21 protein-coding genes are annotated in these 21,877 nt (G+C 61.3%); 15 read left to right on the top strand and 6 right to left on the bottom strand.

The window, feature by feature from the left end; genetic code table 11:
- Nucleotides 1-56 precede the first annotated feature (56 nt).
- Together ABTV29_RS22900 and ABTV29_RS22895 are read left to right on the top strand one after the other, a co-directional pair.
- A complete protein-coding gene (locus ABTV29_RS22900; protein WP_433766925.1) occupies nt 57-710 on the top strand; it encodes a GntR family transcriptional regulator in 654 nt (217 codons plus the stop codon).
- Between the two features lie 15 nt (nt 711-725).
- Complete coding sequence (locus ABTV29_RS22895) at nt 726-1,577, top strand: urea carboxylase-associated family protein (RefSeq protein ID WP_433766924.1); 852 nt, start codon at nt 726-728, stop codon at nt 1,575-1,577.
- Nucleotides 1,578-1,702: 125 nt separating this feature from the next.
- On the opposite strand, the gene ABTV29_RS22890 is transcribed toward ABTV29_RS22895, so the two are convergent.
- Both ABTV29_RS22890 and eat read right to left on the bottom strand, forming a co-directional pair.
- Complete coding sequence (locus tag ABTV29_RS22890) at nt 1,703-1,870, bottom strand: DUF2897 family protein (RefSeq protein WP_433766923.1); 168 nt, start codon at nt 1,868-1,870, stop codon at nt 1,703-1,705.
- Nucleotides 1,871-2,088: 218 nt separating this feature from the next.
- Nucleotides 2,089-3,453, bottom strand: a complete 1,365-nt coding sequence (gene eat / locus ABTV29_RS22885) for an ethanolamine permease (protein WP_433766922.1) — start codon at nt 3,451-3,453, stop codon at nt 2,089-2,091.
- A 407-nt stretch (nt 3,454-3,860) separates the two neighbouring features.
- Here eat and kdpF point away from each other — a divergent pair, with 407 nt between their 5' ends.
- From kdpF to ABTV29_RS22855, 6 genes are all read left to right on the top strand, one after another.
- The gene (gene kdpF / locus ABTV29_RS22880; RefSeq protein WP_007899818.1) at nt 3,861-3,950 is read left to right on the top strand and encodes a K(+)-transporting ATPase subunit F; all 90 of its coding nucleotides are present in this window, start codon (nt 3,861-3,863) and stop codon (nt 3,948-3,950) included.
- Between the two features lie 8 nt (nt 3,951-3,958).
- Nucleotides 3,959-5,653, top strand: a complete 1,695-nt coding sequence (gene kdpA / locus ABTV29_RS22875; RefSeq protein WP_433766921.1) for a potassium-transporting ATPase subunit KdpA — start codon at nt 3,959-3,961, stop codon at nt 5,651-5,653.
- Nucleotides 5,654-5,663: 10 nt separating this feature from the next.
- Nucleotides 5,664-7,721, top strand: coding sequence for a potassium-transporting ATPase subunit KdpB (gene kdpB / locus ABTV29_RS22870; RefSeq protein WP_433766920.1), 2,058 nt, complete (start codon nt 5,664-5,666; stop codon nt 7,719-7,721).
- Nucleotides 7,722-7,918: 197 nt separating this feature from the next.
- On the top strand, nt 7,919-8,464 hold the full coding sequence (gene kdpC / locus ABTV29_RS22865; RefSeq protein WP_433766919.1) for a potassium-transporting ATPase subunit KdpC: 546 nt from the start codon (nt 7,919-7,921) through the stop codon (nt 8,462-8,464).
- Nucleotides 8,465-8,596: 132 nt separating this feature from the next.
- Nucleotides 8,597-11,242: an ATP-binding protein gene (locus ABTV29_RS22860; protein WP_433766918.1), complete on the top strand. Its 2,646-nt coding sequence runs from the start codon at nt 8,597-8,599 to the stop codon at nt 11,240-11,242.
- A gap of 62 nt (nt 11,243-11,304) precedes the next feature.
- The gene (locus ABTV29_RS22855; protein WP_433766917.1) at nt 11,305-12,003 is read left to right on the top strand and encodes a response regulator; all 699 of its coding nucleotides are present in this window, start codon (nt 11,305-11,307) and stop codon (nt 12,001-12,003) included.
- A 114-nt stretch (nt 12,004-12,117) separates the two neighbouring features.
- On the opposite strand, the gene ABTV29_RS22850 is transcribed toward ABTV29_RS22855, so the two are convergent.
- Nucleotides 12,118-13,158 carry a patatin-like phospholipase family protein gene (locus tag ABTV29_RS22850; RefSeq protein ID WP_433766916.1) on the bottom strand — a complete coding sequence of 347 codons (1,041 nt, stop codon included), beginning with the start codon at nt 13,156-13,158 and terminating at the stop codon, nt 12,118-12,120.
- A 220-nt stretch (nt 13,159-13,378) separates the two neighbouring features.
- On the opposite strand from ABTV29_RS22850, the gene ABTV29_RS22845 reads away from it, so the two are divergent.
- The 3 genes from ABTV29_RS22845 to ABTV29_RS22835 all read left to right on the top strand — a co-directional run bounded on the left by ABTV29_RS22845 (nt 13,379) and on the right by ABTV29_RS22835 (nt 15,513).
- A complete protein-coding gene (locus ABTV29_RS22845) occupies nt 13,379-13,657 on the top strand; it encodes a hypothetical protein (RefSeq protein ID WP_104448937.1) in 279 nt (92 codons plus the stop codon).
- A 90-nt stretch (nt 13,658-13,747) separates the two neighbouring features.
- The gene (locus ABTV29_RS22840; RefSeq protein WP_433766915.1) at nt 13,748-14,506 is read left to right on the top strand and encodes a CHAD domain-containing protein; all 759 of its coding nucleotides are present in this window, start codon (nt 13,748-13,750) and stop codon (nt 14,504-14,506) included.
- Between the two features lie 209 nt (nt 14,507-14,715).
- Nucleotides 14,716-15,513 carry an acyl-CoA thioesterase gene (locus ABTV29_RS22835; RefSeq protein WP_433766914.1) on the top strand — a complete coding sequence of 266 codons (798 nt, stop codon included), beginning with the start codon at nt 14,716-14,718 and terminating at the stop codon, nt 15,511-15,513.
- Nucleotides 15,514-15,528: 15 nt separating this feature from the next.
- Here the strand turns inward: ABTV29_RS22835 and ABTV29_RS22830 are convergent, their stop codons facing one another.
- The 3 genes from ABTV29_RS22830 to ABTV29_RS22820 all read right to left on the bottom strand — a co-directional run bounded on the left by ABTV29_RS22830 (nt 15,529) and on the right by ABTV29_RS22820 (nt 18,594).
- Nucleotides 15,529-15,894, bottom strand: a complete 366-nt coding sequence (locus tag ABTV29_RS22830) for an Mpo1-like protein (RefSeq protein WP_433766913.1) — start codon at nt 15,892-15,894, stop codon at nt 15,529-15,531.
- Nucleotides 15,895-16,097: 203 nt separating this feature from the next.
- Nucleotides 16,098-17,579, bottom strand: coding sequence for a methyl-accepting chemotaxis protein (locus ABTV29_RS22825; RefSeq protein WP_433766912.1), 1,482 nt, complete (start codon nt 17,577-17,579; stop codon nt 16,098-16,100).
- A 205-nt stretch (nt 17,580-17,784) separates the two neighbouring features.
- Entirely contained in the window at nt 17,785-18,594 is an 810-nt protein-coding gene (locus ABTV29_RS22820) for a TatD family hydrolase (protein WP_433766911.1), read from the bottom strand.
- A gap of 259 nt (nt 18,595-18,853) precedes the next feature.
- On the opposite strand from ABTV29_RS22820, the gene ABTV29_RS22815 reads away from it, so the two are divergent.
- From ABTV29_RS22815 to ABTV29_RS22800, 4 genes are all read left to right on the top strand, one after another.
- Complete coding sequence (locus ABTV29_RS22815) at nt 18,854-20,275, top strand: transglycosylase SLT domain-containing protein (protein ID WP_433766910.1); 1,422 nt, start codon at nt 18,854-18,856, stop codon at nt 20,273-20,275.
- Nucleotides 20,276-20,379: 104 nt separating this feature from the next.
- On the top strand, nt 20,380-20,814 hold the full coding sequence (locus tag ABTV29_RS22810) for a DoxX family protein (RefSeq protein WP_433766909.1): 435 nt from the start codon (nt 20,380-20,382) through the stop codon (nt 20,812-20,814).
- Between the two features lie 74 nt (nt 20,815-20,888).
- Complete coding sequence (locus ABTV29_RS22805) at nt 20,889-21,353, top strand: glycine zipper domain-containing protein (RefSeq protein ID WP_433766908.1); 465 nt, start codon at nt 20,889-20,891, stop codon at nt 21,351-21,353.
- Nucleotides 21,354-21,478: 125 nt separating this feature from the next.
- Nucleotides 21,479-21,673 carry a hypothetical protein gene (locus ABTV29_RS22800; RefSeq protein ID WP_433766907.1) on the top strand — a complete coding sequence of 65 codons (195 nt, stop codon included), beginning with the start codon at nt 21,479-21,481 and terminating at the stop codon, nt 21,671-21,673.
- Nucleotides 21,674-21,877: the final 204 nt, after the last annotated feature.

Raw genomic sequence — 21,877 nt, 5'->3', positions numbered from 1 at the left:
ACGAATAGTGATTACTCATTGACTGACGATTGTTGAACAATCCTGAGGCAATGAGCATGAACAGCGGACTGTCACTGGCCGATCACATTACATTGGAGTTGCGTGCCGACATCATCGGTGGTCGCTTGCTGCCGGGCATGGCCCTGGTGGAAAACGATCTGGTGTCTGCCTACAACGCTTCGCGCAATACCATTCGTGAAGCCTTGCATCGGCTGGGGCAGGAGGGCCTGGCGCGATATGTGCGCAACAAAGGCGTGATGGTGCGCCGTCTGGACTTTGATGACGTGCGGGATCTGTTCAAGGTTCGACGTACGCTTGAATTGCAGGCCATCAATACGAGTCGCCCGCTGCGCGACTATCAATCGGACCGTATGCAGGAAGCCCTCGAAGCCACGGAGCTGGCCCGGGAGCGCGAAGATTGGCGCGCCGTCGGCACCCACAGTCTGGCCTTTCATCAACACATTGTCGGGTTGATGCGCAGTCCATTGTTCGATGAGTTTTTCACCAATGTCGTCGCGCAATTGCGTCTGGTGTTCTGCACTGCGCCTGATGAATCGAGTTTTCAGGCGCCCTGGCTGGCTCGCGACCGACAGATCCATGAGCTACTGGTCGAAGGTGACAAACGTGGCGCCGAAGATGCGCTGAGCCTCTATCTCGACGACTCCGAATACCTGCTGTTGCAAATGCTTGCCCCCACTTCGCATCACTGATCGAGGACACGTGACATGTACAAAGACTATCCAGCAGCCTATCAAGTCAGCAAAGGCTCGGCCTTGCAGGTGGATAAGGCGTTCTATGAACGAGTTCGTGACGCGAAGGACGGGCGCACGCTGATCGAATCGTTCGAAGTGCCGATTCGCGCCGGTCGTGCCTGGAAGGTACCCGCGGGGCATGTGTTCAGGGTCACGACCCCCGTCGGCCCGCAAGTGGGCGACTTCAACGTGTGGAATGCCAACGATCCGCGCGAACGCTTGTGGGCGTCGCGAACTCGCCAGCTGCAAGGTGCGCACGTCAGCACCCATGACCGCCTCTGGTCGAACCTGCCGTTTTTACGACCGCTGGTGACCATTACCGATGACAGCCTGGCCAGTTACGGCATCGATGAGCATGGCGGGCGTTTGCACGATTTACTCGGCACCCGCTGCGATCCTTACGTGAACAAAATGCTGACCGGGGAAGATTTCCATCACCACTGCCACTCCAATCTGACCCGCGCGGTGCTGCCCCATGGTCTGACCGAGTTCGACGTGCACGACGTGCTGAACATTTTCCAGTGCACCGGCCTGAACCACGATGACATGTACTTCATGAAAGCCTGTCCCGCGCAGAAGGGCGACTACCTGGAGTTCTTCGCCGAGATCGATTTGCTGTGCGCACTCTCAACCTGCCCAGGCGGTGATCTGTCGCTGGCCATGTGGGGGCCGGACGCACAAGACCCCTTGAGCGTGTGCCGGCCGTTGGGGGTGGAGATCTATCGTCTGGAGGAGTCGTTGCTGGAGGGGTGGAGTTCGCCTGAGCGTGCGGCGTACAACGGGCTGCATGGTTTGCACATCGTCAAGGCGGATTGGGAAAAATAATCGGCACATATCGGACCTGTGGGAGCAAGGCTTGCCCGCGATGACGCCCTTAAGATCGCCATCGCGGGCAAGTCGGAATGCCGCCCGCTTGTTCCCACCAAAAGCAAAAAGCAGTTGAAGGTTTTTCAGCGGTCCTGCGCATCCTTGGCATCCGCTTGCGCATTGCGCTCCGCTACACGAGCGCGCTGTTCATCGGTCAGCTCAACCTTGGTGGCGGTGTCACGCAGCATCATCAAACCGCCAACGATCGAGCCGATGGCTACGATCAGAATCAACCAGGCATACCAGGGCATAGGGTTCTCCTTGAAGGCAGGCCGATTGACGGGTTTCGTCAATCGATCGTGCTTACCACTATTGAGCGATTTGGTTTCGCGGTGGTTCCATTCTATGCCTGATAGGCCTTGTAGGAGCGAGTTTGCTCGCGATGGTCGCCAACGATAACGCTGGTTAACAGGTACCCCGCGACAGTCTCAGGTTTTTCGCGAGCAGGCTCGCTCCCACAATGGTTGGTTTATAGCCCGGTCAACATCGCATCCGCCGGTGCATCGGCGCGCAGTTGTGCGGTGAGCATGAAGTACACGAAACCGGCCGCCATAAAACCGAGGAAGATCAGCCCGATCAGCGTGTTGAACCAGGCCATGGCCACCAGGCACACCATCGCCAGCACCAGTGCGATGAACGGCACCAGCGGGTAGCAGGGCGCGCGGAAGGTGCGCTCCAGGTTCGGTTCGGTTTTGCGCAGTTTGAACAGGCTGAGCATGCTCATGATGTACATCACGATCGCGCCGAACACCGCCATGGTGATCATCGCCGCCGTCAGTGTCATGCCGCCAAGGTTGATCAGGCCATCGCTGTAGATCGCCGCGATACCGATGACACCACCGGCGATGATCGCCCGGTGCGGCGTCTGGAAACGCGACAGCTTGGCCAGGGAGGCCGGCAAGTAACCGGCACGGGCCAGGGCGAAGAATTGCCGCGAGTAGCCAAGGATGATCCCGTGGAAACTCGCCACCAGCCCGAACAGGCCGATCCACACCAGCATGTGCAGCCAGCCAGAGCTCTCGCCGACCACGGTTTTCATCGCTTGCGGCAGTGGGTCATTGATGTTCGACAGAGTACGCCAGTCACCGACGCCACCTGCAAAGAACATCACGCCCATGGCCAGCAGCACCAGGGTCAGGATGCCGCTGATGTAAGCCTTGGGAATTGTGCGTTTCGGGTCTTTGGCCTCTTCGGCGGCCATCGCTGCGCCTTCGATGGCCAGGAAGAACCAGATCGCGAAGGGGATGGCCGCAAACATCCCGGCAATCGCCGGTGCGCCGAACACATCGGACCCGGCCCAGCCATTGAGGGCGAAGTTGCTGAAGCTGAACGCCGGAGCTACCACGCCCATGAACACCAGCAGCTCCGCCACCGCCAGAACGCAGACTACCAATTCGAAGGTCGCCGCCAGCTTGACGCCGAGGATGTTCAGGCCCATGAACACGATGTAGGCGCCCACCGCCGCGTGTTTCGGATCAAGGGCGGGGAACTGAACGTTGAGGTAGGCACCAATCGCCAGGGCAATCGCCGGTGGCGCGAACACGAATTCAATCAGCGTTGCGAGACCTGCGATCAACCCGCCTTTCTCGCCAAAGGCGCGGCGACTGTAGGCAAAGGGCCCACCGGCATGGGGAATGGCGGTGGTCAGTTCGGTGAAGCTGAAGATGAAGCAGGTGTACATGGTCGCGACCATGAACGAGGTCACCAGAAAGCCCAAGGTCCCGGCCACACCCCAGCCATAACTCCAGCCGAAATACTCCCCGGAAATCACCAGCCCCACCGCGATGCCCCACAAGTGCAGCGTGCCCAGCGTGGGTTTGAGTTGTGTGTTCATGCGTTTGCTCCCTGAACGGTTTGGACAGCTCGGGGGGAGGGCGTGTGCAGTGGGCGTGCCAGTGTTGTGACAGCGGTCGTAAAGCGGGAAAAGGTGTCGTATCGGGGATGTTCGGCGCTGTCTGTGCGGTTTTTGTGCATCAGTTGAGGGCGTTGCGGTCTGTTCTGCCGCCTTCGCGAGCAAGCCCGGCCCCACATTTGGAATGCGTTCGCCCGGACAGCGCCGATCACCCGTGAGAGCGGGTCTGCTAGCGAAGGGGCCCGCCCATCACCTCTGTAACCCCCGCATAAACCCACTCTTTACGCTTTTTTTATTCCCCGCCATAACCCTCGATCTCGCTCCTTTACGCCCTCCCTTCCGACAATAACCCCCACAAGCGGCAGTTAGCCGTAACACGGAGATCTTCCATGAGCGTTCTGGACGGGGTGTCACTGCTGTTGGCAGTGGGGCTGTTCATTTATCTGTTGGTTGCGCTGTTGCGCGCGGACCGGAACTAGGAGCGGCTATGCACAGTTATGACTATTGGCTGATCCTCGCGTTTTTTGCGGTGGTATTGGTCCCGGCGCCGTTTCTCGGGCGCTTCTATTACAAGGTGATGGAAGGGCAGCGCACCTGGTTGACGCCGATCCTCGGTCCGGTGGAGCGCGGTTGTTATCGAATCGCGGGAGTTGATCCACAGGTCGAACAGAGCTGGCAGAAGTACACCCTGGCCTTGCTCGCCTTCAACCTCGCGGGTTTCCTGCTGCTGTTCGCGATTCTGTTGTTCCAGGACCACTTGCCGCTGAACCCGCAAAACCTGCCGGGCCAGGAGTGGACGCTGGCATTCAACACCGCCATCAGTTTCATGACCAACACCAACTGGCAGGCCTACAGCGGCGAGGCGTCCCTGAGCTATTTGAGCCAGATGGTCGGTCTCACCGTGCAGAACTTCGTCAGCGCCGCCACCGGCCTCGCGGTACTGGTGGCTCTATGCCGCGGCATCGGTCGCAAATCCACTCAGTCTCTGGGCAATTTCTGGGTCGACATGACCCGCGCCACCCTCTACGGCCTGTTGCCGCTGTGCCTGCTGCTGGCGCTGTACCTGGTGTGGCAGGGCGTGCCGCAGACCTTCGCGCAGTACGTGAATGCCGTGACCGTGCAGGGCGTTGATCAAGTGATTCCGCTGGGCCCGGCGGCCAGTCAGATTGCGATCAAGCAACTGGGCACCAACGGCGGTGGCTTCTTCGGCGTCAACTCGGCGCATCCGTTCGAGAACCCCACGGCCTGGGCCAACCTGTTCGAGCTGGCGTCGATCATCCTGATTCCCGTCGCGCTGGTGTTCACCTTCGGCCACTACGTGAAAGACCTGCGTCAGAGCCGCGCGATCATCGCCTGCATGCTGGCCTTGTTCCTGATCGGTGGTGCGACGTCGCTGTGGGCCGAGTATCAGCCGAACCCGGCCTTGAACAACGTCGCTGTCGAGCAGACGGCGCCGCTGGAAGGCAAGGAGGCTCGCTTCGGCACCACGGCCTCCGTGCTGTGGTCGGTGACCACCACGGCGGCATCGAACGGCTCGGTCAACGGCATGCACGACAGCCTCAACCCGCTCAGCGGCATGGTGGCGCTGGTCAACATGATGGTTGGCGAGGTGATCTTCGGCGGCGTCGGCGCCGGGCTCTACGGCATGTTGCTCAACGTGCTGATCGCGGTGTTCCTCGCCGGCCTGATGATCGGTCGCACCCCGGAATACCTCGGGAAGAAGTTGCAAGCCAAAGAAGTGCAATTGCTGGTAGTGACCCTGATGGTCATGCCGATCGGTGTGCTGGTGCTGGGTGCCATTGCTGCCGTCCTGCCAGGTCCGGTGGCCTCGGTAAGCAACCCGGGCTCTCACGGATTCAGTCAGTTGCTCTACGCCTATACCTCGGCCAGTGCCAACAACGGCTCCGCGTTCGGTGGATTCACGGCCAATACGCCGTTCCACAACCTGATGCTGGGCCTGGGCATGTTGATCGGTCGCTTCGGCTACATCCTGCCGGTCATGGCATTGGCCGGCAGCCTGGCGATGAAGAAAACCGCACCGATCGGCCAGAACAGCTTCCCGACCCATGGCCCGCTGTTCGTGACCCTGCTGACCGTGACCATCTTGCTGGTGGGCGGCCTGACCTTCTTGCCGACGCTGGCGTTGGGCCCGATTGCCGAACATTTGAGCATGGGCTTCTGAGGATCTGATGATGAATATGCCCGTAACCAAAACCGTTGCCGTCAAGGCACCGGAACAACCGAAAACCGCGATCTCGGCCCTTTGGCGCCCGGCACTGCTGCAAGCCTTCGTCAAACTCGACCCTCGGCAATTGCAGCGCGCGCCGGTGATGTTGGTGGTCGAGCTGACCGCGATCCTGACTACCGTGCTGTGCTTCGTGCCGGACACGGCGGTGCCGACCTTCGTCGCCGCGCAAATCGCGGTGTGGCTGTGGTTCACCGTGCTGTTCGCCAACTTCGCCGAGGCCCTGGCCGAAGGTCGAAGCAAGGCCCGTGCCGACAGTCTCAAGGCCGGCAGCGAAGGCTTGAGCGCCCGTCGCAAGACCAGTAACGGCACCTTTCAAGTGGTGCCTGCCAGCAGTCTGCGCAAGGGTGATGTGGTGCGCGTCGAAGCCGGGGAAATGATCCCCGGTGACGGCGAAGTGATCGAAGGTATTGCCGCCGTCAACGAAGCGGCGATCACCGGCGAATCGGCGCCGGTGATCCGCGAGTCCGGCGGCGACCGCTCCGCTGTCACCGGCAATACACGGCTGGTCTCCGACTGGCTGCTGGTAAAGATCACCGCCAACCCCGGTGAGTCCACACTGGATCGCATGATCGCCCTGGTCGAAGGCGCCAAGCGCCAGAAAACCCCGAACGAAGTGGCGCTCGACATCCTGCTGATCGGTCTGACCCTGATCTTCCTGCTGGTGGTCGTGACCCTGCAGCCCTTCGCGCACTTCGCCAATGGCAGCCTGCCGCTGGTGTTCCTGGTGGCGTTATTGGTCACGCTGATCCCGACCACCATCGGTGGCCTGTTGTCCGCCATCGGTATCGCCGGGATGGATCGCCTGGTGCGCTTGAACGTGATCGCCAAATCCGGTCGCGCCGTGGAGGCGGCGGGGGACGTGCACGTCCTGTTGCTGGACAAGACCGGCACCATCACCTTCGGCAACCGTCGTTGCGCAGCAGTGGTCGCGGCGCCAGGTGTGACCACCCGGGAGCTTGCCGAGGGCGCCTTGTTCGCCTCGCTGGCCGATGACACGGCGGAAGGCAAATCCATCGTCGAATACCTGCGAACCACGCAGCCACAACCTGAGCCGGCCAACGAACTGCTGACCGCCGTACCCTTCAGCGCCGAAACCCGGTTGTCGGGTGTCGACTATCAGGGCCGTGTGTATCGCAAGGGCGCGGTGGATTCGTTGCTGGCGTTCGTCGGGCTGAAACGCGCCGACCTGGCTCCGGCCCTGTCCCGTGAAATCGACAAGATCGCCCAGAGCGGCGGTACCCCGTTGCTGGTCTGCGCCGACGGCAAATTGCTCGGTGCGATCCACCTCAAGGACGTGGTCAAGCCCGGCATCCGCGAGCGTTTCGCCGAGCTGCGCAAACTGGGGATCCGCACCGTCATGGTGACCGGCGACAACCCGCTGACCGCTGCGGCGATTGCCGCCGAAGCGGGTGTGGATGACGTGCTGGCAGAAGCCACGCCGGAGAAAAAACTGGCGCGCATTCGTCACGAGCAGAACGACGGTCGCCTGGTTGCCATGTGCGGCGACGGCGCCAACGACGCCCCGGCGCTGGCCCAGGCAGACGTCGGCATGGCGATGAACGACGGCACCCAGGCGGCGCGTGAAGCGGCCAACATGGTCGACCTCGACAGCGACCCGACCAAGCTGCTGGACGTGGTGCAGATCGGCAAGGAACTGCTGGTGACCCGTGGCGCATTGACCACCTTTTCCATCGCCAACGACGTGGCCAAGTACTTCGCGATCCTGCCGGCGCTGTTTGCCGCGATCTATCCGCAACTGGGCGTACTCAACGTCATGCACTTGAGCAGTCCGCAGAGCGCGATTCTCTCGGCGATCGTGTTCAACGCCCTGATCATCGTCGTACTCATTCCACTGGCATTGCGTGGCGTGCGAGTGCAGGCGGCGAGTGCGGCGGCGTTGCTGCGACGCAATCTGCTGATCTATGGGTTGGGCGGGATCCTGGTGCCGTTCGTGGGCATCAAGGCCATCGACATGTTGCTGACTGCGTTGCATCTGGTGTGACGAATGGTGGCTGGCCAGGACTGCTTTTTGTGGCGAGGGAGCTTGCTCCCGCTGGGCTGCGAAGCAGTCCCAACCAGGCACTGAATTTATTGAGGCACATCGCATGGATCAGGTTTTCGACTGCTTCGCAGCCGAGCGGGAGCAAGCTCCCTCGCCACAGGTGTTGTGCCTGTTTCACTGAATTCGAGGATTTTGAAATGTCCACAATGATACGCCCGGCCCTGAGCCTGCTTGTGCTGATGACCCTGATCACCGGTGTCGCCTATCCCCTGGTGGTGACCGGCGTGGCTCAGGTCGCGTTCCCGGATCAGGCCAATGGCAGCCTGGTTCGCGATGCCGAGGGCAAGGTTCGCGGCTCATCGCTGATCGCCCAGGATTTCGTCGGTGACGCCTGGTTTCACCCACGGCCATCGGCGGGTGCCTTTGCCACGGTGTCGAGCGGCGCCAGCAACCTGTCGCCGAGCAACCCGGCATTGGCCACCCGCGTGATCGACGATGCCAACAAACTCCTGGTGCCCGGTCAGGGACCGGTGCCGCTGGCGATGGTCACCACCTCCGGCAGCGGCCTCGATCCCCACTTGCCACCGGCGGCGATTGCCTATCAACTGGCGCGTGTCGCGGCGGCGCGCAACCTGCCGGTGGCGACACTGCAGAACCTCTTGGATGCGCACATCGAGCAGCCGTTGGTGGGGCCGCCGGTGGTGAATGTGCTTGAGTTGAATCTGGCACTTGAAAAACTGTAGATCGGTGACGGCCCCAATCGCGAGCAGGCTCGCTCCCACAGGAGAATGCATGCCAAAGGTGGGAGCGAGCGTGCTCGCGATGGCGGCAGAACAATCAACACATCAACACCTGAAAAAAGAGATCCCCCAAACATGAGTGACTCCGGCCGCGCCGACGCGCTGTTAGCTGACCTGCCCCGCGATGGCCGTGGCCGGCTCAAGGTTTTCCTCGGCGCCGCGCCCGGCGTCGGCAAGACCTACGCCATGCTGCAAGCGGCTCACACCCAGCTGCGCCAAGGGGTGAAACTCATCGCCGGCGTGGTCGAGACCCATGGTCGCGCCGAGACCGAAGCGCTGCTCGGCGGCTTGCCGCAGCAACCGCTGCTGCGCTCGGAATACCGCGGCGTGATGCTTGAAGAAATGGACCTCGACGGCTTGCTGGCCGCCAGGCCGAAACTGGTGCTGGTGGATGAACTGGCCCACACCAACGCTCCGGGCAGTCGCCACGTCAAACGCTGGCAGGACATCCAGGAACTGCTCGCTGCCGGCATTGATGTGTACACCACGGTCAACGTCCAGCACCTGGAGAGTCTCAATGATCAGGTGCGCGGCATTACCGGCGTACAGGTCCGCGAGACCCTGCCGGACTGGGTGCTGCAGGAAGCCTACGAACTGATGCTGATCGACTTGCCTCCACGGGAGTTGCTTGAGCGTCTGCGTGAAGGAAAGGTCTATGTGCCGGAGCAGGCGCGGGCAGCCATCGATGCCTACTTCTCCCAGACCAACCTCACCGCCTTGCGTGAACTGGCAATGCAAACCGCTGCGGCTCAGGTCGATAACGATCTGGCCCAGGGTTACCGTCAGCTCGGCCAGGCCGCGCCGGCAGTGCGCGGTCGTTTGCTGGTGGGCGTCGATGGCGATGCCCAAGCCGAGCGTCTGGTGCGCCACGCCAGCCGCGTCGCCCAGCGTCGGCATCTGCCCTGGAGTCTGGTGCATGTGGACAACGGTAGTGTGCGGGACGAGCAGTCGCGCCTGCGTTTGCAAAGTGCCCAGCAACTGGCCGAACGCCTGGGCGGCGAAGTGGTATTGCTGCGGGCCGGCGAGGTGGCGAAAACCCTGATCCAGCATGCCGCCGAACGCCGTGCCAGCCTGGTGCTGGTCGGCCAGTCCCGGCAGCGATTGCGCCGGCGGTTGTTCGGTGGCGGCCTGGCGGCGCGTTTGTTACGCCATGCGCGCGGGCTGGAAATCAACGTCATCGACAGCGATCACGAACAGGATCAGCCACGACAACGCCCGGAGCAGTCACTGGTGTGGTTCGACTATGCGCTGGTGCTGGTCGCGACCTTGCTGGCCAGTGTCCTTGCCAAGGCAGTTTCCAGTGTCTTGCCATTGCCGAATATTTCCCTGGTATTCCTCGCCGCGGTGTTGCTGGTAGCGGTGCGCAGCAGCCTCGGCCCGGCGCTTGCCTGTGCTGCGCTATCGTTTCTGGCGTACGACTTTTTATTCATTCCACCTAATTTTTCTTTCTACATCCAGCGTGAAGAGGACGTGCTGACCTTGCTGTTCTTCCTGCTGATGGCGGCCCTCACCGGCAACCTCGCGGCACGCCAGCGCCGACAATTGCAGGCCCTGCGCGACACCCAGGAAGAAACCACCGAACTGCTCGACCTGTCACGCAAGCTCACTGCCGCCACCGACCGCCAGGCGGTGATCAACGCCGCCGCTCATCACCTGGAGGGCTGGAGCGATCTGCAACTGTGCCTGCTCAATCGCGATGGTCAGAGTGGCTGGAAAGTCGAAACCGGCGGCCCATTGGAATTTACCGAAGCCGAACGCGCCGCCGCCGATTGGGCCTGGCAACACGACCAGCCGGCTGGCGCAGGCACCGGCACCTTGCCGTTCGGCCGTTGGTGGTGGTGGCCGTTGTCGGGGGAGGAGGGGCCGCTGGCACTGCTAGGCGTGTGCGCCAAGGAGGGTCAGACCTTGAGTGGCCAGCGTCGACGCTTGTTGACCGCGTTGAGCCAGCCGCTGGCCCAGGCACTGGCCCGCGCACAGTTGGCCGATGACCTGGAGGCTGCACGACTGCACGGCGAAACCGAGCAACTGCGCAGTGCCTTGCTGGCCTCGGTGTCCCACGATCTGCGCACCCCGCTGACCTCCATGCGCGGCAGCATCGACAGCCTGCTGGCGCTGGGCGAAGCGATCCCGCTGGAAGATCGCCGCGAGTTGCTCGAAGGCACCCGCGATGAAGCCGAACGCCTCGATCGTTACATCCAGAACCTGCTGGACATGACCCGCCTCGGTCATGGCGCGCTGAAGCTGGCACGGGACTGGGTCTCACCGGCGGACATCGTCGGCAGTGCGCTCAACCGCCTGCGCGCGGTGCTGGCGCCGTTGCAGGTCAGTACCGAGGTGCCGGCGCAACTGCCGCTGCTGTTCGTCCATGCGGCGTTGATCGAGCAGGCGTTGGTCAACGTGCTGGAAAATGCCGCGCGCTTCTCGCCGTCCCACGGGCGTCTGCAATTGCGCGCCGGGGCCGATGACACTGAAATTTTTTTCTCGGTGAGTGATGAAGGGCCGGGGATTCCGGAGGCGGACAGGGCGAAGATATTCGACATGTTCTACACCGCCGCACGCGGTGATCGTGGGGGGCAAGGCACAGGTCTCGGGCTGGCGATCTGTCAGGGCATGGTCGGCGCCCATGGTGGGCGGATCAGTGTCGGCGATGGCATCGAAGGGCGCGGCACCTGCATTACCTTGCACCTGCCATTGCAGGCTCAACCTGCTTTTGAAAATTAGGAGCCGAAGGTGAAGCCTGACTTTGCTACTCTTTTGCCAATTTCACTTGTCGATGGGAATCCATGAGCCAGACCGCGACCATTTTGGTCATCGATGACGAACCGCAAATCCGCAAATTCCTGCGCATCAGCCTCGTTTCCCAGGGCTACAAGGTGCTGGAAGCCGGAACCGGCAGCGAAGGACTGGCCCAGGCTGCGCTGAACAAACCGGACCTGCTGGTGCTCGACCTCGGGTTGCCGGACATGGATGGTCAACAGGTGCTGCGCGATTTTCGCGAGTGGTCGAAGGTACCTGTGCTGGTGCTCTCGGTACGCGCCAGTGAAGGGCAGAAGGTGGAAGCGCTGGATGGCGGCGCCAATGACTACGTGACCAAACCCTTCGGCATCCAGGAATTCCTGGCGCGGATTCGTGCGTTGCTGCGCCAGGCGCCGGTGGGCGAGAACCAGCAGGCGGCGTTGAACTTTGGCCCGTTGACGGTGGACCTGGCCTATCGCCGGGTGTTGCTCGACGGCAATGAAGTCGCGCTGACGCGCAAGGAATACGCGGTACTGGCGCAACTGGCACGGCATCCCGGACGGGTCATCACCCAGCAGCAACTGCTCAAGGATATCTGGGGGCCGACCCATACCGAAGACAGCCATTACCTGCGGATCGTGGTTGGCCACTTGCGGCAGAAACTGGCGGATGATCCGACGCAACCGCGGTTTATCGTGACCGAGGCGGGGGTGGGGTATCGGTTGTTGAGTGAGGGTGGTCTTTAGCCTTTTGCTGAATCATCTGGCCTCATCGCGAGCAGGCTCGCTCCCACATTGGAATGCATTCACCTGTGGGAGCGAGCCTGCTCGCGATGGGGCCTTTTCATTCACTCAAGGGCTTCAGGAATCCCGCTCATTCTCATACCGATCCAGGGTATCCCTGGCAATCTCCCGTCCCAGCGCGATCAACTCCGGCGCCTTGTAGAACTCGAAAAAACGGCACACCCGCTTCGGCACGTTGATCAGGATGTCCGGCGGGTACCCCGCAATCTTGTACTGCGCCAGCGAGGTCTGCATCACTTCGAAGCTCTGGTTGATCAGGTCCAGCAGCGACGCCGGCCCGACGTTGTCGATGATGAACGACCCGGTGGCGGATTTCGGCGCGCCGTCGCGCTCAGGGGCAGCGGCCGGTTGTTGGGCTTCGGGTTCGGCGGACTCGACCCAGGGATTGATCTCGGCGGCTTCGGCCATCAAGGCTTCTTTCTCCAGCCGCAGCAACTGCTCCGCCTGTTTGCGCCGGAACGGCATCTTCGAACCAAGTGAACTGATCAGGCTGTCGAAGCGGGTCTTGAACGCAGCGGGTCGCTGGATCACCGGCATCTGATAGTGACGCTGGTTGGTCGAGTTGAGGTTGACCGCGATGATCAAATCGCAATGGCTGGACACCACCGGCACGATCGGCAGCGGGTTGAGAATGCCGCCGTCCACCAGCATCCGATTGCCCTGCATCACCGGGGTAAACAGGCTGGGAATCGCCGCCGAGGCGCGCATGGCCTGGTGCAGGCAACCTTCCTGGAACCAGATTTCCTGCTGGTTGGTCAGGTCGGTGGCCACCGCCGTGTAGGGGATGCGCAGGTCTTCGATGTTGATCTCGCCGACGATCTTGCGGATCTGCCCGAATACCTTTTCCCCGCGAATCGCACCGAGGCGAAAACTCACATCCACCAGGCGCAGCACGTCGAGATAATCCAGGCTCTCGATCCAGTCGCGATAATCATCGAGTTTGCCGGCGGCGTAGATCCCGCCGACCACCGCACCCATTGAGCAACCGGCAATGCAGGCGATGTCGTAGCCGCGCCGTTCGATCTCCTGGATCACGCCAATATGGGCATAACCCCTGGCTCCACCCGAGCCCAATACCAGTGCGACACGCTTTTTCATGAATCGCCCTCGCTTGAATGGTTCAACAATGCACCCATCGAGGGGCGTGGTTCAATCGTCAAGGTCGTGTGCTGCGGTGAACGCGTCGTTTTTTCGACAGCTAATGGCGGCACTCGACTATTCTCGCCAACGCTATAGTTTACGCAGCCGATGGACGGCACTTTTCCCGCGCCGAACCGTCCTAAGTGCATGACTGTTTCTATCTTTTGAGGTGTAAGTGATGAAAGCCTGGATCTGTGTGCCATTGATTGCTCTGGCACTGGCCGGTTGTGCCGGCAAAACCGCCTATCGCGACAGCTGCGGTAGCAACCTCGATGCCGCCTGGCATGAGCTGGACCTGGCCAAGGCCGAGGGTTTTGCCGGGACCGTCAGCTACTCCAAGGCCCTGTCGCTGCTGACCGCGGCCAAGACTCAACAGCAATTCGAAGGCTTCGAGGGCTGCACCCACAAAGCCGAGAAGGCGCGTTTCTATATTCGCGAGTCGCGTGCAGGGCGCTAAAGGCTAAAAGCGCCTGCAAGCTCTAAGCTACAAGTCTGGCCGTCCGGCATTCGAACTTCTGGCTTGCAGCTGTTGATGGAGTAGCTCCCCATGATTAACCGATTGGTAGCGCATGTCCTGGGTGTTGAAGTTCGGGTGTTGGCCTGTCAGGCGCGCTTGAGTGCCCGTACTGACCCCGAAGCCCTGCACGACCTGCGCACCACGGTTCGGCGATTACGCAGCCTGTTGCGACCATTGCGCGGTTTGCCCGGTGTCGAGCAGCTGGAAGCGGCTGCGTCCGGAGTCGGCGACCTGACCACGCCATTGCGCGATCGCGAGGTGCTGGCTGCCTGGCTGCTTGAACACGGCCAACCGCAAGCCGCCCAATGGCGAATGGCGCAGATGGCCGAGGCTTATCCAGCGGTGGCGACGAGCACCGAGCTTGGGCAGTTGCTGATGATCCTCGACGCTTTTCCACGCTTTTTACGCGCGGCCCAGCGACAGGGATTGCTCAAGGGGCTGGGCAAGCGCATCAGCAAGCGCCTGGGCAAGCAGTGGAAAAAACTCGACCAGGCCCTGCACGATCCCGCCCATGACCGTCATCGCCTGCGCCTGTTGATCAAGCGTGTGCGCTATGGCATCGAAGCCTATCCCGAGCTGGACCGCCTGCCGAGGGCGGCGATGCCCAGATTGAAGTCAGCCCAGAGCGCACTGGGCGATTGGCATGATTGTTTGCAATGGCTGGCCAGGGCCGAGCAGGAGGCGGATCTGCAGCCCTGCGTTGCCACCTGGAAAACCAACATGGCCGAGGCTGAACAGCGCGCCGACCGGGTCCTGGAAAAACTCGACAGGGCCTGCTTCAACTCCTGAATCTCCACAATCAACTGTAGGAGCTGCCGCAGGCTGCGATCTTTTGATCTTGTTCTTGAAAAGCAAAATCAAAAGATCGCAGCCTACGGCAGCTCCTACATAAAGACTGTGCGGCTCATCTGCCGGTCAATTTGGCCGGAATAGGCGCTGTACAGCCTTCGCTTGCTGGTTAAGATCCCCCCATTCTTTTTATGCCCCCCGAGGTTTTCATGCGCTTTTCCGATCTGCTCGACGCTGTCCGCCGCCAGCCGCTGGAACTGTCTATCCCGGCGGGATGGGCGCAAGGGCGCGCCAGCTTCGGTGGCCTGGTGGCCGCGCTGCAATACGAAGCCATGCGCGCGAAAGTGCCGGCGGATCGTCCTGTGCGGTCGCTGGCAATTACCTTCGTCGGACCGGTCGAGCCGGAGGTGCCGGTCAGCTTTGAGGTCGATGTTCTGCGCGAGGGCAAGGCCGTCAGCCAGATTCTGGGTCGGGCGATGCAGAAAGGGCAGGTAGTGACCCTGATCCAAGGCAGCTTCGGCGCGTCGCGGCCGTCGGAGGTCGCGGTACAGGCCGAACCGGCCCCGGACATGAAGCATTGGGACGACTGTCAGGAACTACCCTTCATCGAAGGCGTTATTCCGGAGTTCATGCGACATCTGGCGATGCGTTGGAGCGTGGGTGGCCTGCCGTTCTCCGGCAATACCTCGCGGCATATGGGCGGTTGGGTGCGCTTGCGTGGCGATGTGAAGGAAGAGGCGGTGAGCGAAGCGCACATTCTGGCACTGGTGGATGCCTGGCCACCGGCGGTCATGCCGTTTCTGAAGAAGCCGGCCATGGGAAGCACCCTGACCTGGACTATCGAATTCGTTCAGCCGCTGCTGGACCTGAGCACGCTCTACTGGTGCAAATACCTTGTCGAAACCGAACACGCCGCCGATGGCTATGGCCACGCGGCGGCGAAATTGTGGGACCCGCAGGGACGGTTGATCGCCATGAGCCGGCAGACGGTGACCGTTTTTGCGTGACCAATAGCTACCTGATCAGTGACGGCGGTGGCGCTCACGCCAGGCGCGCCACCAGCCACCACTGAGGAAAAACCGTGGAAAGGTCAGGAACTGCTCGACCAGCAAACGCGATACCGCATCCTTGCGATCACTGAACGGCTCGGAGGCTTGCGCTTCCAGGCTGTGACCGTGACGCTGCAAACCCAGTGCCGCGAACACGCCGATGACGCCGATGGCGAAATTCGCCAGGTTCAGGCCGAACACTCCGGAAACAATCAGCAGAAACGCCACGATGAACAGCGGTACGGCAATCAGGTGCAACACCAGATTGGTCGGGTGCTGATGATTGTTCGGGTAGGCACGCCATTGCCAGGAGGGAAGGTTGGGGTGACGTTTGCCCATGATGCTGATCCTCAAGTCCATGTTGAACACATGCTTGAAGGATAGGCCTGGCTAATGCACGGGGCGAATCAAGGTTGGCTATTGGTGTGATAGGGGTAATGGCCATTATTGATGTTGACCTTGATGACGCCATCGCGGGCAAGCCCGCTCCCACAGGTTGATCACTATTCCCTGTGGGAGCGGGCTTGCCCGCGATGGGGCCCTCAAAGCTTGAGTTGACCTATCGCCTTGCTCAATTGCCCGGCCAGCTCCGCCAGTTCATGACTGGTAGTCGCCGAACCGACCGTCTGCTGCACCGTGTTTTCGGTCACGTCGCGGATGCTGACCACCGCCCGGTTCATTTCCTCCGCCACATGGCTCTGCTGTTCGGCCGCCACCGCGATCTGCGTATTGCTTTCGCGCATCTGCGCCACCGCCCCGGTGATTTGCTCCAGCGCCGCCCCGGCTTCCTGTGCCTGTTGCACACAGTCATCGGCCTTGAACGAGCTCTCCTGCATGAAATCCACGGCATCGCGGGTTCCCGCCTGCAATGCCGAAACCATCACGGTGATTTCATCCGTGGAGGTCTGCACACGCTTGGCCAGGTTGCGTACCTCATCGGCAACCACCGCAAAACCGCGCCCCATTTCACCCGCCCGGGCCGCTTCGATCGCGGCGTTCAGGGCCAGCAGGTTGGTCTGCTCGGCGATGCTGTGGATCACGTTGACCACGCCGTTGATCTTCTGGCTGTCTTCGGCCAGACGCTGAATCATCTCGGCGGTTTGCTGCACGCCGGTGGACAACCCGGCAATCGACTGCTGCACGCGCATGACCACGGCTTGCCCGCTGCCGGCCAGGGTGTCGGCCGATTGCGAGAGATCACGGGTGGCGCCGGCGTGTTGGGCGATATGGTGGACGGTGGCGGTCATTTCATTGATCGCCGTGGCGGCTTGATCGGTTTCGCTCTGCTGGCCCAGCATGCCGTGGCGTACTTCGTTCATGCTCGACGCCAGCCGCGCGGCGCCGTCATCCAGTTGGCGGGCGGTGATGGCCACGGTGTTGACCACTCGCTGATAACCGGCCTGCATGGCGTTGAAGGCATTGGCCATTTGTCCGACCTCGTCGCTGCACGCCAGCGGTACCCGGGCCGACAGGTCACCGGTCCGTTCGACGTGGAGCATCACGTCTTTCAAGGTATTGAGCTGGGTGAGCAGGAAGCGGATCAACAACTGCGAGGCGCCGAGCATCGCCAGCATCAGGATGAACACGGCGACTGCGTAATGGGCAATGCGCTGGTCGAACACCTCGCTCAGGCTCACGCCCTGGGCAACCACGGCAACTTGCTGGCCGTCCGCCCGTGGGAATACCTGGGCGCCCAGCAACAGGGATTCACCAAACAGGGGGACGGCGTTTATCTCGACCCAGCCATTGGCGTTGCCCAGCTCCGGCCGGGGTTGGCCGTCAAGCATGGGAGCTTGCCCGCGATTGAATGTCAGCACGTTGTCGGCTTTTGGCAGTGGTTGCCCGGCGGGCCAGTTACCGAGCAAGCGGGCCTGGGCCTGGGCGGAAACCTGGGCAGCATGGTTGCGGGCGTGCTGTTCAAGATGCACGGCGTACAGCACCAGCAGCAGAGTGGTGACGAAGGCGACGGCATTCACCGCCCAGAATTTGTATTTCAGCGAGATATTGCTAAGCCAGGCACCCATGGAGGTCTTCTCTGATAGCGGAAACAGTTTTGGCAAGGTGCCATTATTGTGCCGCTAGTCAGTGCGTCGAATCTTGATGTGGGTCAACACGCACCGCATTCCCCTGTAGGAGCGAGCCTGCTCGCGATAGCGGTCATTCAGACAGATCGATGTTGCCTGACACACCGCCATCGCGAGCAGGCTCGCTCCTACAGGGGGAGTGTGTTTACACGGAGATAGTGGGCAAGTCGTAAAACTCTCGGGCACAGGCAGTGGTATGTGCGGCGAGATCTTCCAGAGTCTCCCCCCGATGCAACGCCACTTCCCGCAATACTTCCGTCAGATAGGCAGGCTCGTTTCGACCGTTTTTCGGCTTGGGGCGCAAGCTGCGCGGCAGCAGGTAAGGTGCATCGCTTTCGAGCATCAGGCGCCCGCGCTTGATTTCCTTCACCAGGGGATGCAGATGAGTGCCCCGGCGTTCATCGCAGATCCAGCCGGTAATGCCGATGTGCAGGTCCATGTCGAGGTAGCTGAACAGTGCCTTTTTTTCCCCGGTGAAGCAGTGCACGACCGCTGCGGGCAACTGATCGCGGTAGTCGCGCAGGATCTCCAGCAGACGCTGACTGGCATCGCGTTCGTGCAGAAACACCGGCATCTGCAACTCGACCGCCAGCGCCAGGTGTTCTTCGAGGACTTTTTCCTGCTGCGGGCGCGGTGAGAAATCGCGGTTGAAATCCAGGCCGCATTCACCCACGGCCACTACGTTGGCTTCCTTGAGCAGGCTGCGCAGCTGGCGGCCACTTTCTGCATTCCAGTCGCTGGCGCAGTGGGGGTGGATACCGGCGGTGGCGAACAGGCGTTGCGCGCTTTCGTCCAGTTGCCGACACAGCTCCAGTGCCTGCTCGCTGCCCTCGACGCTGGTGCCGGTCAACACCAATTGGCAGACACCGGCAGCGTAGGCACGGTCAAGTACCGCCCGGTGCTTGTCGTCAAAACTGGAGTTGGTCAGGTTGACGCCGATATCGATGAGTTGCATGGTGCTACCTCGGACTCAAGGCCGCAAAGCATATCAGAGCTGTAGATTTATAAGAAAAACCAAGAACTACAAGCAGTTATCGCTGTCTTTCAAGCCGTGCCCCTGAGCCTTGCGCAGAACAGGATGGTCAGAGTGCCATCATTGTGCCAGTCTTTCGCACTTTGTCTGCGTACCTTGCCTGTGGTCAATGCGCACGATTTCTTCAATGTGGTTGCATGAACATTTCATGTAAACGACCCGAACTCTTGCCGGAGAGTGGATGATTCGTCCCTCGGTTTTGCTACTGCTGTGCTGTTCGCTGCTACTGCCGATGTCGGCGGTTGCGCGGCTGCCCGGGCCGCTGCAAGCCGTACCGGCGACCAAGGTCCGCGACCTGACGGACATCCGCAGCAGTCGCGTGCTGCGGGTGCTGGTCAACCAGAGCCGCAACAGCTCCGGCGAAGTCCAGGGACAGTCCATCGGCGTCGAATACCACCGCTTGCGTGCTTTCGAGCAATACCTTAACGGCCATGCCCGCGACGGTCAGGAAGTCACCCTCAAGATCATTCCCAAGGCCAAGGACCAACTGCTGGGCGCCTTGCAACGCGGGGAGGGCGACCTTGTAGCCCCTGGTGAATTGCTCGATTTGCAGGCCGGTTACGCTGTCAGCACCAGCGAGCCGATTGCCCGCGACATTCCATTGGTGCTGGTGGGCATCAAGGGTGAACGCCGCTATACCCGCCTTGAACAGCTGTCGGGCAAAACCCTGGCGCTGCCCACCGGCAGTGCCGCAGGGGATGCTGTCAGCCAGATCAACCAGAAACTCGCCCTGCACAAACTGCCGCCCGTCACGATCGAGTGGGTCGACCCCAGCCTGGCGGTCGAGGATGTGCTGGAGATGGTCCAGGGCGGGATCTTTCACCTGACCATCGTCGAGCAACCGATTGCCGAGCGCTGGGGCAAGATCCTGCCCAAACTGCGTATCGACCGGCAGGTACTGATCAGCGAGCCGGGCGAGGAATACTGGTTCGTACGCCGTGACGCATCGATGTTGCGCGCCAGCATCGATCGCTTCCTCAGCGGCTACAAGAAACCGTCGGACCAGGACGCCGCGTTCCTGCGCATCTATCGCCGCCTTTATCAAGTGCACTATCCGTTGGCCAAGGCCGACCGCCAGCGCCTGGAAAAACTGCGGCCGGTATTGCAGAAACATGCCGAGGCCCAGGGCATGGACTGGCTGAACCTGGCGGCGCTGGCGTTCAAGGAATCCGCCTTGCAACCCAAGGCCCGCAGCGGTGGCGCACCTACCGGTTTGATGCAGATCACGCCGTCCGCGGCTGAGCGGGTCGGGGTCAGCAATATTCAGGATCTCGACGGCAATGTGCAGGCGGGGGCCAAGTACCTGGCGATGATCCGCCGCAAGTTCTTCGCCAGCCCCAAGCTCAACGAGCGTGAGCGAATGGCGTTTGTGCTGGCGGCCTACAACATCGGTCCGGAGCGGGTCCAGGGCATGCGCGCCGAAGCACGGCGGCGGGGCCTGAATCCCAATCAGTGGTTCTTCCAGGTCGAGCGCATCGCCATGGAGCAAGTGGGGATGGGACCTGTCAGCTATGTTAATAGCGTGAACAAGTACTACCTGGCGTTCGATCGTGAACGGGAGTCGTTGGAGCCCCAGGGGCAGAAGGTCGCCCTACGGAAATGATCGAATAAATTGAAGTGTTATAGCGGTTTTTTGCGCTTTAACTATGATGTTTACCGATTAATATGGCGCCCAACCAACAAGCACTCACAAAGGAAGTTACAAGCATGAGCACACTGGTCAACAAGGTTCTCTTCACCCGCGCTGGCTACGGCCTGACCGTTCTGCGAGTTTTCGTCGGCATCATTTTCGCGGCCCACGGTTCGCAGAAGCTCTTCGGGGCATTCGGTGGCTACGGCCTGGCCGGGACCGCGCAATACATGGAAAGCCTGGGTCTGACGCCGGGCTACCTGATGGCGACGCTGGCGGGCGGGACCGAATTCTTCGCCGGTCTGGCACTGATCATTGGCCTGCTGGTTCGCCCTGCGGCGCTGGGCCTGACCTTCCTTTCGCTGGTAGCGATCTTCTCCGTTCACATCAGCAACGGTCTGTTCATGGCCAACAACGGCTACGAGTTCGCCCTGGCTCTGCTGGGTGGCAGCATCGCGGTCCTGGTTGAAGGTGCGGGCAAGCTGTCGGCGGATCGTGCCATCACGGGTTGATCGATCCGCTTCATCGAACGTTTTCGCACATTGCGCCTCCAATCATTAAATCCCTTGAAGAATCGAGGCACACCATGACAGCGAATACCCAAGGTAATAAAGCTGACAACCATCGGGCTCTACGTTCTGCGCTACCGGCCCTGGTTTTTGGGCTGTTGCTTGCACCGCTGGCCATGGCGGCCGGTGATGGCACCGCTGCGGTAGGCGGCGGTCTTGGCGGCGCACTGGGTAACGTAGTGGGTGGGCAGGTCGGTGGCAGTACCGGTGCCGCGATCGGTGCCGGTGTCGGCGGCGCTGCGGGCAGTGCGGTCGGTGCCAAAAAAGGCAGTCGCACCGAGGCGGCAATCGGCGGCGGCCTGGGCTCTGCGGGCGGTTCGGTGATCGGTAATAGCCTTGGCGGTTCTACCGGTTCAACCATCGGGGCTGGCCTGGGTGGCGCGGCGGGTGGTGCGGTTGGCAATAATCTTGGCAGTGACCACGACAGTTCCCATTCCGGTGGCCACAAGCACAAGAACAAGCATCGCAACAAACATCACTGATCAGGCTTCACCCAACAGACAAACCCGGCCAGGCGCCGGGTTTTTCGTTTCTGCCGATGGGCGCCGGAACGTTTGATCGCCGTACCCCTCGAATGTCATACACCCATGAAAACGGGAGACTTGTCATGACCCCGGAAACCGAAGGCAGAGAAGAGAACGGCTCGAACGGTCTGCCATTCATCAACGATCCGGGCAATGAAGATCCGGGTTCCTTGATGGACGATGCCACTGTGCCGCTCAACGATTCGGATGATGCGGGTGACGTGGGTAACATCGAATTTGAAGAAGACAACGAGGACGATGACGACAATTGGGCGTGATCGACCGATTGTCTGCCGGATCGAACACGCACATCGCTTGAGCCTCGAAATTTCAGGGCCTGCTTTTCAGGCTCCTTGAGAGGTGTTCAATGAATGTTGATCCGAAACAATCCGACATAGACGAAACCCCCGAATATCCCCTGCCTTCACCGACTGATCCTTTGAGTCGCGATCAACGCCCGCCAGATGAGAGCGAGGATATCG

Source organism: Pseudomonas putida (assembly GCF_050989985.1).
GTDB classification, from domain to species: Bacteria; Pseudomonadota; Gammaproteobacteria; order Pseudomonadales; family Pseudomonadaceae; genus Aquipseudomonas; species Aquipseudomonas putida_AI.
Note: the sequence above shows the minus strand (reverse complement) of the source record. Positions and strands in the feature narration are given on the sequence as shown.